Here is a 14,557-nt window from a genome sequence, read left to right on the forward strand (position 1 = left end):
TAGCACAGAAAAGCCGGCCAGGCGTACAGGGTAGGGCAGTGGCCCACTCTGTTTTCGAGCACACGGTTTGGCAAAGCGAGGTGAAGCGCAAGGTGGTCGCAGGAGGTGTGGCGAAGCGCACACCATCCGACATGTCTATTTTTGGCTCTTCAGAACGCCAAACGTAAATTTTTTAAATTTAAATGCTGTCAAAGAGGGAGAGGAGGTCGGAGTCAGAGGTTTGGGGGAAGAGGTCGTAGAAGTTGCCGACGGCGTAAAAAGGGTCGGGAGCTGCAATACAGATGGTCTCATCGACCTGTTTTTTCAGGCGCTTTAGCGAGTCGGGCGCTGCAACAGGAACTGCGAGGATGATCTTCTTGGCGCCCGCTTTTCGCATCGATTTGATTGCGACTTCCATCGTGGATCCAGTGGCGATCCCATCATCAACTAGGATAATCGTCTTGTTTTTGAACTGCGCCTGAGGCCTCTTCCTGCGATAGAGCAGTGAGCGCTCTGCGGCGAGTTTAGACTCTCTTTCGACACTCTGTTTAAGATACTCTCGGCTAGCACCAGTTGCAGCGATCAGCTCCTCATTGAAAACTGTTTCGCCAGTCTCTGAAAGAGCGCCGATTCCAAGCTCACTATTCCCCGGAGCGCCAATCTTTCTCACAACAAGTGCCGCGAGTGGAAGCTCAAGACCTTTAGCGATCTCGAAAGCGGTAACCACACCCCCGCGCGCGAGCCCCACGACAAGAGCGCTCTTATCATTCTGATAGTTCAGCAATAGGCGGGTCAGCTGCTTTCCCGCATCTCTCCGATCTTTAAAGAGCATCTTTGATCTCCCCAGTAGAGGATGAAGTGGCCCTTGCCAGAGGCGGGCTCCTCATTCACCACCTTTGCTTCTATACCATGCGCCTTCAGTTCGCTCAAGAGCTTCTGCTGAGCGAGGGGTTTCACGCGCTTATGCTCCTTCTCGCTGTAGGGGATCTCCTTCCAGTGCGCAGGCGCGCAGATCAGATAGCCCGCTCTGGCCTGGCTCAAGATCTTCTCGATATAAGCAGTTTGCAGGCTGCGGTCGCACTCCGAAAAGAAGAGGTAGCTGATGACAAGATCGACCTGCTCCGGCTTCGCGGAGAGAGGCAGCAGCTCGACGCCACCTATCTTCTGCGCACGCAGGTAGCGCTGAGAGAGATCGAGGGATTCCGGCAGATCAAGCAGCGCATAACTCTTGGGAGGCGCAAGCGCATGCATTAGCGTGCAGAGGCCGCCATACCCACCTCCAATCTCAACCACTCTGTAGCTGCTCAAGTCGCCAAAATGGCGCTTTAGATCGGCGACGACTCTCGCATAGCGCAAAACTGCAGGAGAGAGCTCTCCATGTGCGCCGTATGAGAAGGTGCGAGGGTCTCCCACCAGATCAAGAGCGCGGCGCTGTTTAACACTTTCGAGAAGCTCCGGCGCTTTCGCAACAAGAGCTTTAAGTTCTGCCTCCCCCTCTTTTTCGCTCACATTCTCTGAAAAAAGAGTGAAGAGTGGATCTCGTTTAAAATGGGCAAAGCGCGCCTCTTCTTGAGCGAGACTCTTGCAATGCTCTGGATAGATCCCATTATCCTGAAAACAGCGCGGCTGCACTGCAACCGCAGAAATGGAGAGAGAGAGGAAAATTATACCACTTGCAAAAAACAACTTCACTTTATGACTTCCCCGGCAGTCCCACATTTTAACCCCGCTTGCATCGCTCAACTTATTCAAGTTGAGCTGCTTCAGCACCGGCTGCGCCTGGTTTAAACTCCGGGCGCCGGCTTTGTCAAAAATGCAGTTATTTTTCGCAAATGGTATTAGATAGAGCAGTCTCATAAAAAAGTTTAATAATTCGGTGCGTAGCATTTTACACTTTTACAACTGGGGGCTCTATCTAAAAATTATTCTTCCCGATAACGTTATAGAAGAGGGCTATCATGCGTATTCTGATCACACTTATTAGTCTTGCAGCGGGAGGGTATGGTCTCTGGTGGGTCGATTCTACCCATCCCGAGATCCGCAATAAGATTCAGGAGTATGTCAGCTCTGGGTCGTTCCCCACGCTCGAAGTGCGCTATACTGCGGGTCAGATCATGGAGAGCCACCGCAGGGACCTGCTTAAAGATAGCCGCCACCGCTTCCTCGAGCCTCAATTAAAGTTCTACCCCTACCTCTTGATGGAGGTTAAGTATAACCTCACTGAAGATAAGACGCGCGAAGGGGTGATTCTCTGGGATCTGCGCGACGGCGAGATGGTTGTCGACACCCGAGATTGGGAGAAGACGCACGGCTTTGGAGATTGCATCAACGCAACCACCCAGCGGCATGAATTTAAAATTTTAAATATATTAGCTAAAAAAGGCGGCTCGATCGACCGCGAAGGGCTAACAAAGGCCCTGCAGGTCGAAAACGACATCCTCGACGGCTGGATCGACAGCTGCCGCAGAAAAAAACTTATCGTCCAAGCCGGAAACCGCTACCGCCTCCACCTGCAGAACCCCAAGCTGCGGACCGTTCCAGAGACCAAGCTCGACCATAAGCTGGTGACGATGCCCTACAAGAATGCGATGAGGATCCCCCGGCGCTTCTCCTTCTCTCAAATTGAAAAGCTGACGAAATCGGCGTTTGGCCACGACTTTGCGATCCGAAAGACCTCCGATGTCTACCTGCCCGTGCACTGCATCGTGGTGCAGAACCCCGACGGCTCGATCCATACAAGCCACTGGAACGCCCTCAACGGCAAGCAGCTCTCCAACTCCCATTTTATCGAGTGAATCCTTGCTGAAAAAGCAAGGCCCAAGCTACCATCACACCCTTCTGGAAAGATGGCTGAGTGGCTGAAGGCACGTCCCTGCTAAGGACGCGTACCTGCTAAACAGGTACCGCGGGTTCAAATCCCGCTCTTTCCGTTTCCCTTAAAAAAGAGCGCTCGGAGAAGAAACGGACGTCAATGGACGAACACGGACAGGAAACGGACGAGAACGGACACGCGCGAAAAAAAGAATTCTTTCCCTCTCTCTTGCCCGCCTGTCCGTTTCCTGTCCGTGCCCGTCCATTTCTTGTCCATTAATGTCCTTTTCCCAGGCGGGCCTTCTCTTCTCTCAGTCAAAGCGAGGGAGAAATAATGATGGCACTTGGAAAGGCAAAAAGTTATAAGGTATTACTCATGGAGACACGCCGATGAAAGTTGCGCCTCATTCAAAAGAGTCGGAGATGATGGTTCTTGGCTGTATGCTCACGAGCGTAAATAGCCTGAACATCGCTGCCGATGCCCTAGATGAAAACGACTTCTACTTTCCAGAACACAAGGTCATCTTCCAGGTTTTGAAGACGGCCTACCGCAACGATAGACCCGCCGATGTGCATATCGTCTGCGAAGAGCTCAAGAGGCTGGATCAGCTCACAACAGTCGGCGGCGTCAGCTACATCACCACACTCGCACAGTATGTCGGCACCTCGGCCTACATCGAAGAGTATGTCGACATGGTGCGCGACAAGGCGCTCTTAAGACGCATGATCGAGGCGGCGCAATTCGTTGAGAAGGCCGCCCTAAACGACCCCGACGACGTCCACAACACTCTCGACACTGCGCAGCAGAAGTTCTTCGTCATTAGCCAGAGCGCAAACCCCTCTGCAGGCGTCCATATCCGCGACCTCCTCTCTGGATCGAAGGCCCTCTCCAAAACTCCCTATCTGAAAGAGCTGCAGGAGCGTCAGGAGCAGTTTCAGAAAAAGGGGCCCGATGAGCCGGGCATTACAGGCATCCCTACACACTTTATCGACCTCGACACGATGGTCAACGGCCTCTCCCCCTCCAACTTGATGATCCTCGCCGCGCGCCCTGCGATGGGAAAGACAGCGCTCGCGTTAAACATCTGCGAGCACGTCTGCTTTAAGAACAACCTACCTGTCGGGATCTTCTCGCTTGAGATGACAGCAGATCAGCTTTTACACCGCATGATCTGCTCTCAAGCTGAGGTCGAGTCTGACAAGATCAAGAAGGGAGCGCTTAGCGGCAGCGAGTTCCAGCGGATTGTCGGCACCGTGAATGCGATGCAGAAGTCTAACATGATCATCGACGATCAGCCGGGACTTAAGATCACAGATCTGCGCGCAAGAGCCCGCCGCATGAAAGAGAGCCAGGGCATCGCACTTCTCGTCGTCGACTACTTGCAGCTTCTCTCCGGTTCTGGAGTGACGCGCTCTGCTGAGAACAGACAGAATGAGATCTCCGAGATCTCGCGAATGCTTAAGAATTTAGCTCGAGAGCTGAACATCCCGATCATCTGCCTCTCTCAGCTGTCGCGTAAAGTGGAAGAGCGCGCAGGACACAGGCCGATGATGAGCGATTTAAGAGAGAGTGGATCGATCGAGCAGGATGCGGATATCGTGATGTTCCTTCTGCGCAGAGAGTATTACGACCCCTACGACAAGCCCGGCACAGCCGAGCTCATCGTCGCAAAAAACCGCCACGGCGGCATTGGAAATATCAACCTGACCTATAGGAAGGAGCTCGCGCAGTTTGCAAACTACTCAGCTGTGCGCGCAGGCTCTAGTGGAAAAGAGGAGAATGATGCGGCATTCGCAGCCTTCTCTCCTGGAGAGGATTAACTCTATAAAACTTCTCTTGGAATAAAAGCTGCCGCGTCGCCAAACGGACGTCTGCGCTCATCTTGCCATCGCTCAAAGGCGTTCCTGATAAGATAGGTTTGCCCCTGAAAATGCGCAGTGCACTGCTCCATTCTAGTCATCGCGGGGAAGAGCTCTTTAGTCCAGAGACGCGGAGCATAGTACATCACGCGCATCAGAACGGGAGCCATCCAGTATATCGTTACCCCTATTGAAAAGAAGAAATCTGTGAGACCCCCTAGAAGCGTCGCTTCAGAGAGGAGCATCCCTCCAAAATAGGCTGCATCTAGAGACTCGGCAGCTATCAATGGTAGAAAGGCGAGGAAAAGCGTAGCTACTGCCAGAGCAGCCACGAGAAAGACTGTAGCTACCGATACGCCAAACGAAAAGAGAGTGGATTTGACCTCTTCCCTGAATGCACAGCTCTCTGCTTCGCGAAGAGCTGCTCTAAACTCTTCAATGGTATGTAGATCTTGCACGTTCCAGCTGCGCCACTGCTCTGGAGGAGAGTAGAGGCCCGCCCATCGAAGAAGGGTTGCATCTTCTGCGTCCGCAAACGAGTCCTCTAGAAGAGGGCCCCAGTTAGCAAACTGCTCAGTAACGCCGCGCATGACTGATGTGAAAAAAGCCATTATTGTGCCCTGAGTGCAAGTCTCTCTGCAGTCCAGAGCGCCTGCTCAAGGTCTTCGACCTGCCTGTCCAGGTGCGAAACATAGGCGTCCATACTCCCGATTGCTGGGATGATCTCTTTGGTCCAGGCGCGCGGAGCGTAGTAGACAAAGCGCAAGCCCATTGGGACTACCCAAAAGACGAAATGACTCCACGAAACGGAGAAGATAATAGTCAGATCTAGAAATACGCTCCCGGTATCAAGAGGCGTCGTACTTAAATAGCTGGCCAAGAAGGTGTGATCCACAAATTCCAGAATGTTAAAAGGTAGTTCAATGATTATAACCAGCGCTGTGACTAGTGCGTTGTAGATGAGCGGAGTTGCAAGAATGCCGCCAATTAGCACCGCCCAGCTCTTAAACGTCTCCCAGCGCTGCAAGCTTTGAGCCTCTTCAAAAGCTGCCCTTATACGCGCAACATCACCGCTTAACTCCTGCACACTCCATCTACGCCACTCCTCTTGGCGAGGAGAGAGGCCAACTTGACCGAGAAGCGTCGCATTTCTATCGACTGTAAACGACTCGGCGATGTGAGGCATCCACTGATTTAGCTGCTCTGTATATGTGCGCATCAGCGCTGTGACACAAGCCATATTATCTCTTTATTATAAGTAAAGATTGTTCCTTCGCTTCAGCAACCTGAAGCTCGTCTTCCAGGACATCAACCGCTCTGCGTAGATGTACAACGTAAGCGTCCAAGTTATTTACTGCAGGGATGAGCTCTTTGGTCCAGACGCGCGGGCAGTAGTAGGCAGTGCGCAAGAGTACTGGAATCTCCCAGTAGATCGCATAGCTTCCCATAATCCCGAGGACCGTGGCCAGGTCTAGAAATACGTTTTCTAAGTCCGGATTGATTGGACCACTGCCCAAAATGGCAGGGGCTACGAAATCAAGGACCACAAGAGGTAGCGCTAGAACTGCAAAAAACGCTACTGCCATTGCAGCGACAATAACGGGCGTTAAGAGCACTCCGCTAATCGTTAGCGACCAGCTCTTAAACGTCTCCCAGTACATCAAGCCGCGAGCCTCTTCAAGAGCTGTCCGAAAACCTTCGACGGTATCTAAATTTTCAACGTCCCACGTGCGCCACTCTGCCTGCCTCGGAGAGAGGCCAACGTGCGCAAGAAGCGTCGCATTTTGTGCCGTTGTGAGTGAGTCGTGAATAAGAGGACCCCAACGGTCTAATTCACCAAATGCCGACCGCATAAATGCTGTAATACAAGCCATTCTAAATCCTAATAATTACTCTTTTATTCCTAATATTATACAGCGTTTTCGACATTATTAAAACATCAACATTATCAACCAAATTTTTTATAATAGAGTTGTTCTGATTTATTTTAACAAGATCCGCTTCGCTGGCAGGATCGCTCCTTCGGAGCGGCAGGATCTTCGGATTTTTTATCCTGCCGGCGCGCTTAGCGCCGATCCTGCCAGCGAAGCGGATCTTGTTACTTTTTTCTTTGATTCTCTTCGAGCATATGCTCTTTGAACGACGCTTTACTTTTAATCGAGCAAGAGTTTAGGATAAGAGGATATTTTGGAGTGATGTAAATGTCTTCAGTAAAAAAGAAGCGTCGAGCAAAGATCGCGAAGCATAAGCGCAAGAAACAGCGCCGCCGTGACCGCCACAAGAAGTAGTTAATCCCTAGGCAGTAGTTAACTCTGCTGCTTAGCGGCACAAAGAAATTATTTTAGTTTTTCACACTCCCTTCACTCATGTGGGTTTATCCAGAAGAGTTTGATGTCATTGTTGTAGGCGCAGGCCATGCGGGCTGTGAAGCTGCACACGCATCTGCACGCATCGGGGCTAAAACACTCCTTCTTACAATGAATCTGGATACGATTGCCAAGATGAGCTGCAACCCGGCAATCGGAGGCACAGCCAAGGGGCATATCGTCCGCGAGATCGACGCTCTCGGCGGGGTGATGGGTAAAGTCGCCGATGAGACTTCGATCCAGTCGCGCATGCTGAACGCCTCAAAGGGGCCAGCCGTCTGGTCGCCGCGCGCCCAAGCCGATAAGCTCGCCTATCAGACGGCGATGAAGCACCGCTTAGAAAAAACCGACAACCTCCACATCAAACAGGGCACGACAGAGTCGCTTATCATCGAGGATGGCCGCATCCGCGGGGTGGGCTCGCTCGAAGGGATCGCCTACCACGGCAAGACGGTGATCCTCTCCTCGGGGACCTTCATGCGCGGTCTTCTCCACATCGGCGAGACGCAGTTTGCTGGAGGACGGGCGGGAGATAAGCCCTCGGTTGGCCTCTCTGCCAGCTTGGAAGCTCTGGGTTTTACTCTCGGCAGATTGAAAACAGGAACCCCTCCCCGCATCCACCGCCGCAGCATCGATCTCTCTCGAGTAGAGGTGCAGCCCGGAGACAAAGATGTGCGCTTCTCCTACGATGAACCTGAGAGCCCTGGCCTGCCGCAGGTGCCCTGCTACATCACCTACACGACTGAAGCGACAAAAGAGATCATTCTTAAAAATCTCTCGCGCTCGGCGATGTACTCTGGAAGGATCCAGAGCGTCGGCCCGCGCTACTGTCCTTCTATCGAAGATAAAGTTGTTCGCTTTGCCGACAAAGAGCGCCACCAGATCTTTTTAGAGCCCGAGGGGCTCACCACAGAGGAGTTCTACGCAAACGGGATCTCCTCCTCCCTCCCCTTCGATGTTCAGCTGGCGATGATTCACAGCGTGATCGGCCTTGAGCGCGCAGAGATCATGCGCCCCGCCTACGCGATCGAATACGACTACCTGAAGAGCGGGCAGCTCTTCTCCACACTCGAGACCAAAAAGGTCGAGGGGCTCTTCATCGCAGGCCAGATCAATGGAACCACGGGATATGAAGAGGCGGCAGCGCAGGGCCTCATCGCGGGAATCAACGCCGCGAATAAGGTGCTCGGACGCCCCGCCTTCATCTTAAAGCGCTCGGAGGCCTACATCGGCGTGATGATCGATGAGATCATCACAAAAGAGCTGGATGAGCCCTACCGCATGTTCACAAGCCGTGCAGAACACAGGCTTCTTCTGCGCCAAGATAACGCCGACCTACGCCTGCGCGCCTATGGCTACGCCCTCGGACTGATCGACGAGACGCGCTACCAGAAGATGCTCTTGAAGCAGAAGACCATTGATGAAGAGACCGCACGTCTGGCAAAGACCTTTCGCCCCTTCGAAGGACAGTCAACCTCCCTCGCAAAACTTCTCTGCAGACCCGACATCACTCATGAGAGCTTGCGAGAGCAGTTTCCCGAACATGTTCAAGATCTGGGAAGAGAGATCAACCAGCAGATCGAGCTGACGCTAAAGTATGCGGGCTACATTCAGAGACAGGAGAAAGAGGTCTTAAAACTCGAGAATGTCGAGAAGCTCCTCATCCCCCATGACTTCGACTACAGCAAGATCTCAGGTCTTGGAAGAGAGGCGAAAGACCGCTTAGAGCGCATCCGCCCTGCAAATCTCGGACAGGCGGCGCGCCTCTCGGGCATCTCGCCCGCCGATATCAGCGTGCTCATGGTGGCGCTAAAACGATGAGTTTTAACCTTCTTCACTTCAAGAATCTGCCGATTCTGGAGCAGCTTAAGATTGAAGAGGCGCTCCTCCGCTGCGACACGCGCAACTTCTGCATCATCAACGAGGGGTCGACTCCCGCTGTTGTTCTAGGAATCTCCGGCAAAGTGGATGAGCTGGTCGATCGCGAGATGGCTGTGAAGAGCAGCCTTCCGCTCATTCGCCGCTTCAGCGGTGGCGGGACTGTTGTTGTCGATGGCTCAACGCTCTTTGTAACCTTCATCTGCCAGAAAGAGCAGCACCTCTTTCCTATCTTCCCCGAGCCGATCCTGAAGTGGAGCGAGGAGCTCTACCAGGAGGTCTTTGCTAATCCCCTCTTCAAACTCAAAGAGAACGACTACGCTCTCGGCGACAAGAAGTGCGGCGGCAACGCCCAATATCTAAAGAAGGAGCGCTGGCTACACCACACCTCCTTTCTCTGGGACTACTGTCCTATCCTCATGGGGCACCTCCTACACCCAAAGAAGACGCCGAGCTACCGCGCCGGCAGATCTCACGCGGAGTTTCTCTGCACCCTCAAAGAGTTCCTTCCCACTCGCGACCACTTCCTAACCAGTCTCAAAACCGCACTTCAAAAGCGCTACGGCCTCACAGAGCTTAGCCCAAGCGAGATCGCTCCCATCCTGCAGCTGCCCCATCGCCAGACCACCCAGCTCCTCACTTAAAAGAGCGCGCGAGGGAGAAGGCCCGCTGGGGAGGCGCTCGGAGCAAGAAGAGCCCGCCGGAAGAACGGACAAAAAACGGACTGGGAACGGACGTTAATGGACAGGAAACGGACAGGCGGGCAAGAGAGAGGGAAAAAATTTCTTTCTTTGGCGCGTGTCCATTTTCGTCCATTTCCTGTCCATTCTTTGTCCGTTTGCGTCCATTTCTTTTCCGAGCGCTCTTTTCCCCGGGCGGGACTTCTCCGCGCGCTTCCCTCTCGCTCTTAAAGACGGACCATGCGGCTATAGCCGAGGAGGTCGCGGCTGAGGGTGACGAGGGGCTCGATGATGCCGTTGATGAGCATATTGGCGAGGAGAATGGGGCTATTTATTAAAAACATACACGCGACCACACTCACCACAACAGACATGAAAAGAACAACACCCAAGACATTGTACCATGGGAGGTATCGTAAAAAGTCAACTCTCAATAGATGATTAGTAGAATTGATCAGAGGATCCACAAGATGATGAAAGGGCAGATAGGAAATAGAGAAGGTGTCTCTAAACCAGATGAAAAAGGGGACTTCCGTAAGATGGTGCGGATCGAGGCCGACGTAGTCTCGAAATTGCCCGTATTCTTCTTCTGCTCTTCCATGAGGAACACTACTTCTTAAAAAGCGAAAGTTATGAATAGCAAATCCTGTGCATTGAGCGCGGGCGATCTCATCTGAAAGCACCGTGATCGGGCGCTGGTTCTCTCTGATTTCTAGATATTCGATATAGGGCATTCTTGCGAGGACAGGTGGAAGTCTTAGCAGAGAATTGTGTTCAAGGACCAGTGCATTGAGCGAGAGCTGTGCAAGAGTTTCTGGAAGCGTTGTCACTCCGCCTGTGTCCTGATACCCTTTTAACTCCAGCTTTTTTAAATTTTTTAAATAGCGGATCTCGTCTGGAAGGAGGTGAGAAAAGGAGGCCGCCTCTTCCCAAGTTGTTACTGCCAGAAGAGAGTTCCTATCGTGCTCGGTTGGAGGAGATCTTAGCCAGTCGCGTATCGTTTCCGCTCGGGCTTCGGTGGGAACGTTCCATACTCGATGCTCTGCAAATAAAGTAAGGCTCGCATCTCTTAATCTTCCCACTCGCTCTAAAATAAATGTTTCAGCGGCACAAAAAGATTCTGAGGATGGATTCAGCTCGAGGTTCTGGAATTGGATACGTGTTAGTAATAGAACATCAGCCGCCTCTTTCTGAGAGGCATAGAGTTTGGGAATGGTGCGAGAGGCTAACAGAAAGCGCTGGGTTACCTTCTCTCGGGCAATAAATGCGGTAAAATTATCGAGCCTTGCAGCTTGCGTATCAAAAGTGGGAAGCTCCCGATGCAGGAAGCAGGCAAGACGCATACGCATCTGATCGTTCTGCGCATTATCGATAAGATGAATGAGCTCTTTATGGTGCCGGTCGATGCGATTTCCAGTCTCTATCGAAAAGATCTGCCTAGCGGTCGCAATTTTAGTGAGATACTCTGTCTTTAATCTTCCTAGAACTTCAGTCGGAGTACGCCCCTCACTAGCAAAGACCAGATTATATCCCGCGCTCACACTGTCTTCTACCTGCTCGAGCTCATCGCCAAGCTGTCTAAAAAACTCTCCGGCAATCTGATGTAACGCAGTGCAGGTAGCGCCTAATCGACACAACTCCCTAGTGTTTAAGTAACCGAAGGTTGTGATCGTAAGGTCCTGGCCGATCCCTGCAATGTGAGGGACGCTGCTCATGCAGCACCTACTGGTACTGGATCGCGGAGGTGGACCATGCGGCTGTAGCCGAGGAGGTCGCGGCTGAGTGTAACGAGGGGTTCGATGATGCCGTTGATGGCGATATTGGCGAGGAGAATGGGGGTGTTGAGGAGCATGAAGAGCCCTCCAAAAGATGCGCTACCAAGCATGATAAGCACAAAAAATATCTCGATCCAGAAGAAGAGGCAGGGATTATTTCCTATTTGGCGGGTTAAAGAGCCGCCCTGGTTTACAAACGCAATCAGTGGATCCATGATGAGATGGTAGGGCAGGTAGGGAAGAGAGAAGGTGTCTCTAAACCATATGAAAAAGGGAACGTCCGTGAGATGGCGCGGATCGAGGCCGACGTAGTCGCGAAATTGCCCCCAATCTTCTCCGACTCTTGTTTTTGAACAACTACCCAGAAAACGATACCCATGGATAGTAAATCCTGTGCATTGGGCCCGTGCGATATCATCGGGGAGCACTGCAATCGGATATTGGGGCTCTCTGATGTCTAGATATTCGATGAAGGGCATTCTTGCAAGGACGGGTGGGAGCCTCTGCAGGGGGTTCCGACAAAGAACTAGCTGGGAGAGCGAGAGCTCTGAGAGAGTATCGGGAAGCGTTGTCACACCAGCAGCTATCCCTAGATCAGGTGGTGGAGGAAAGCCTGCTGCTTGTGACAGCTCTGATTGTGTTACAGTAGAGCCTGTTAATTCCAGCAGTTTTAGATTTTTTAAGTGACAAATCTCATCTGAAACAACGAATCCAGAAGTAGTGATTGTCATTCTTAAGCTTGTTATAGCAAGCAAGCTATTTCTATCGAGTTCAGTTGGAGGAGATCTTAGCCAGCCGCGTATCTGCTGAGGGGCAGCCATAAACTGGAGAGCTACAGAATGATCATATCTTAGAGTCGTGCTAAACGCATCGAGACTGTTATCTCTTATCTGTCCTATTCTCTCTAAAATAAATGTTTCAGCAGCACAAAAGGATTCTACGGATGGATTCTGCTTGAGCTGCAAAAACATGGTGCGCCCTGCAAGCGCAACATCCGCCGCCTCTTTCTGAGAGGCGTAGAGCTTGGGAATGCTGCGAGAGGCTTGCAGGAAGCGCTGTGTCAGTTTTTCTTGAGCTATAAATGCGGCAAAATCATCGAGATCTGCAGCTTGCGTATCAAAAGTGGGAAGCCGCTGACGCAGGAAGCTGGCGAGCCTCATCCGCGCTTGATCATTCTGCGCAGTGTCGAAAAGGTGGAGCAGCTCTTGCTGGTGCCGGTCGAGGCGATATTGAGTATTGGGTACTCGAAAGAGAGCACGCGCTGCCACGACTTTGGTGAGATACTCCGCCTTTAATCCTTGCAGAACCTCGACTGGAGTACGCCCCTCACTAGCAAAGATCCTGTTATACTCCTTACTCGCACTGTCTCCTACCTGTTCGAGTTCATCGCCAAGCTGTCTAAAAAACTCTCCAGCAGCTCCACGCAACGCTTTGCAAGTGGCGCCCGCTCGACATAGCTCTCTACTGTTTAAGTAGCCGAAGACGGTGACAGTGAGCTCCTGAGGAATTTTTACTGAAAGCGAGCTCATGCGGCACCTACTGGTACTGGGTCGCGCAGCTTAACCATGGGAGAGTAGCCGAGCCTTTCGCGGAAGTGGCTCACGATGGGCTGGACGCCCCAGTTAAGCAGAAGATTAAAGGCAAAGATCGGAAGGTGAAACGCAAGGTTGCCAGCAACTGCTGCGAGCACTCCCACAAGTGCTATGGGATAGATAAGAATCTCTGCCAGACAGAAACAGTCAGCAATGAACCAAGCAGCTCCACCCGCAAGCATGACAGCGAGTGTAATAATTGGAATGTAGGGCAGCGAAAAGGTGTCCCTAAACCAGAGGAAGAAGGGGATCTCAACGAGCGCTTCGCGTTTTAACCCCAAGAAGTAGGATATCCCATCCTCATTCATAATGCCTTGGTCAAGCCAGCCAAGCCCCATTCCCCAAGCCGCCTCAAAAAGATGCGACGCGACCCCCGTACAGTGCATCTCCGCAACCGCCTTGGAGATGCTCAGATTTGAACTCTTATCGCTCTTAAAAATTATCAGTCTCGCATCAGCAAGCTTCAAAAGCGCCAACTCTGGAAGCAGATCAAAGCGGCTCTTCTCCAGCGTTAACCAGTTCAAGGCGGGCAAATGGGCAGAAAAATCTGTGAGAGGTAGCTCATCTACCCCCTGGCAATTAAGAATCCTTAGACCGTTTAAGAGCTCGAGCTCTGGCGGAGCATCCGATACTCCGACTAAGGTGAGATGACTCACCGAAGCTAGCAGTGCAATATTTGCTCTAAGCCACTCGCGCCGCACTGAAGTGGGGGTATCGTCTGCTGGTGGATTCTGGGCAGGAAGGATACCGCCGGCAGCACCCAAGGCATCCCACAACCGATCGAAGTTCCGATCTTTTACCAGCTCATTGGAGATCTGCTTTCCAATGATCAGCTCTTCAGCTTTTTGGAAGCGTTCAACTTGAAAAGATCCCTTGAAAGGCCTCTCAACTTCTGCTTTATATCTCACTACCTCTCTGTGGAATCTCTCTATCGATCTTTTCTGGCTCTCTACAAGCACTCTCATGCTTGTTGAAGCTTTAAACCGACTAAGCAGGCTCTCTTGAACTAGAAAGGCTTTTACAGAGACGATGATCTCTTCCGGCTCCATTGTGGCTAGCTTCTTGTTGATCCATTCTAAGCATGCAAAACTTCTCATGCTGCGCTGCTCAGCAACTTTTTCGATGCAAACTATTAAAGCATCATCTTCAAGATCTTCTGTAAGCGTAGGCGCCAGTCTATCGATAGCCCCACCCACAGAGTCTTCGGTCTCGCGATTGTATACGTCCAAAACCTCAGCGTTAAAAATGCGGGATTCAAAGATCTGATCGCCGGTTTCCTGCATCGAAAAGCGGTTGGCCTTCTGGAAGGCTCTACTGACGCGGGAGAGCGAGGTCTGATCTAAAAAGCTGAGAACGCGAGGGAGTAGCTCCTCGCTATCTTCGAAGAGCGGCCGCAGAGCTTCTACATTCCCGCGAATAACTGTCATGTGGCACACAAATTAATAATTTTCTAAACATTTTACCACACAAACTAATTAACTTTCATTCAAGAATATGGCTCGAAAATCTAATAATAAAATATTTATTCGACCTCTTTTTTGGAGTGCGTGCGACCCGGCGCCGCTTTTCCGGACATCGGCTTGACGATGTCTCTTAAAAGATATCGACAGGTCGAT

Annotated in this window: 13 protein-coding genes and 1 tRNA gene; 6 read left to right on the top strand and 8 right to left on the bottom strand. The window is 51.7% G+C overall.

Annotated elements, in window-relative coordinates; all coding sequences use genetic code 11:
- Positions 1 to 178: 178 nt before the first annotated feature.
- Both HYX48_03600 and HYX48_03605 read right to left on the bottom strand, forming a co-directional pair.
- Positions 179 to 811, bottom strand: coding sequence for a phosphoribosyltransferase (locus tag HYX48_03600; protein ID MBI2742981.1), 633 nt, complete (start codon positions 809 to 811; stop codon positions 179 to 181).
- Positions 772 to 1,866 (bottom strand): putative sugar O-methyltransferase, encoded by a 1,095-nt coding sequence (locus HYX48_03605; GenBank protein ID MBI2742982.1) that lies wholly within the window; start codon positions 1,864 to 1,866, stop codon positions 772 to 774. The genes HYX48_03600 and HYX48_03605 overlap by 40 nt, the downstream gene beginning before the upstream one ends.
- A gap of 71 nt (positions 1,867 to 1,937) precedes the next feature.
- On the opposite strand from HYX48_03605, the gene HYX48_03610 reads away from it, so the two are divergent.
- The 3 genes from HYX48_03610 to dnaB all read left to right on the top strand — a co-directional run bounded on the left by HYX48_03610 (position 1,938) and on the right by dnaB (position 4,611).
- Entirely contained in the window at positions 1,938 to 2,774 is an 837-nt protein-coding gene (locus tag HYX48_03610) for a hypothetical protein (protein ID MBI2742983.1), read from the top strand.
- Positions 2,775 to 2,819: 45 nt separating this feature from the next.
- Positions 2,820 to 2,909, top strand: a tRNA-Ser gene (locus HYX48_03615).
- A gap of 271 nt (positions 2,910 to 3,180) precedes the next feature.
- Positions 3,181 to 4,611, top strand: a complete 1,431-nt coding sequence (gene dnaB / locus HYX48_03620) for a replicative DNA helicase (GenBank protein MBI2742984.1) — start codon at positions 3,181 to 3,183, stop codon at positions 4,609 to 4,611.
- Between the two features lie 2 nt (positions 4,612 to 4,613).
- On the opposite strand, the gene HYX48_03625 is transcribed toward dnaB, so the two are convergent.
- Genes HYX48_03625 through HYX48_03635 form a run of 3 tightly spaced genes read right to left on the bottom strand, consistent with a single transcriptional unit; the run spans position 4,614 to position 6,524 of the window.
- Positions 4,614 to 5,261, bottom strand: a complete 648-nt coding sequence (locus tag HYX48_03625) for a hypothetical protein (GenBank protein MBI2742985.1) — start codon at positions 5,259 to 5,261, stop codon at positions 4,614 to 4,616.
- Positions 5,261 to 5,890, bottom strand: a complete 630-nt coding sequence (locus HYX48_03630; GenBank protein ID MBI2742986.1) for a hypothetical protein — start codon at positions 5,888 to 5,890, stop codon at positions 5,261 to 5,263. Before HYX48_03630 ends, HYX48_03625 begins: the two co-directional genes overlap by 1 nt.
- A gap of 1 nt (position 5,891) precedes the next feature.
- Complete coding sequence (locus tag HYX48_03635; GenBank protein MBI2742987.1) at positions 5,892 to 6,524, bottom strand: hypothetical protein; 633 nt, start codon at positions 6,522 to 6,524, stop codon at positions 5,892 to 5,894.
- Positions 6,525 to 6,851: 327 nt separating this feature from the next.
- Between HYX48_03635 and HYX48_03640 the strand changes: the two genes are divergently transcribed.
- The 3 genes from HYX48_03640 to HYX48_03650 all read left to right on the top strand — a co-directional run bounded on the left by HYX48_03640 (position 6,852) and on the right by HYX48_03650 (position 9,538).
- A complete protein-coding gene (locus tag HYX48_03640; protein MBI2742988.1) occupies positions 6,852 to 6,938 on the top strand; it encodes an AURKAIP1/COX24 domain-containing protein in 87 nt (28 codons plus the stop codon).
- Between the two features lie 78 nt (positions 6,939 to 7,016).
- Entirely contained in the window at positions 7,017 to 8,837 is a 1,821-nt protein-coding gene (gene mnmG / locus HYX48_03645) for a tRNA uridine-5-carboxymethylaminomethyl(34) synthesis enzyme MnmG (GenBank protein ID MBI2742989.1), read from the top strand.
- Positions 8,834 to 9,538, top strand: a complete 705-nt coding sequence (locus HYX48_03650; protein ID MBI2742990.1) for a lipoate--protein ligase family protein — start codon at positions 8,834 to 8,836, stop codon at positions 9,536 to 9,538. The genes mnmG and HYX48_03650 overlap by 4 nt, the downstream gene beginning before the upstream one ends.
- Positions 9,539 to 9,801: 263 nt before the next feature.
- Here the strand turns inward: HYX48_03650 and HYX48_03655 are convergent, their stop codons facing one another.
- Genes HYX48_03655 through HYX48_03665 form a run of 3 tightly spaced genes read right to left on the bottom strand, consistent with a single transcriptional unit; the run spans position 9,802 to position 14,368 of the window.
- Positions 9,802 to 11,289 carry a hypothetical protein gene (locus HYX48_03655; protein ID MBI2742991.1) on the bottom strand — a complete coding sequence of 496 codons (1,488 nt, stop codon included), beginning with the start codon at positions 11,287 to 11,289 and terminating at the stop codon, positions 9,802 to 9,804.
- Entirely contained in the window at positions 11,286 to 12,878 is a 1,593-nt protein-coding gene (locus HYX48_03660; GenBank protein ID MBI2742992.1) for an F-box protein, read from the bottom strand. Before HYX48_03660 ends, HYX48_03655 begins: the two co-directional genes overlap by 4 nt.
- On the bottom strand, positions 12,875 to 14,368 hold the full coding sequence (locus HYX48_03665; protein ID MBI2742993.1) for a hypothetical protein: 1,494 nt from the start codon (positions 14,366 to 14,368) through the stop codon (positions 12,875 to 12,877). The genes HYX48_03660 and HYX48_03665 overlap by 4 nt, the downstream gene beginning before the upstream one ends.
- Between the last annotated feature and the right edge of the window lie 189 nt (positions 14,369 to 14,557).

It is taken from the genome of Chlamydiales bacterium, from assembly GCA_016185065.1.
Lineage (GTDB): Bacteria > Chlamydiota > Chlamydiia > Chlamydiales > Rhabdochlamydiaceae.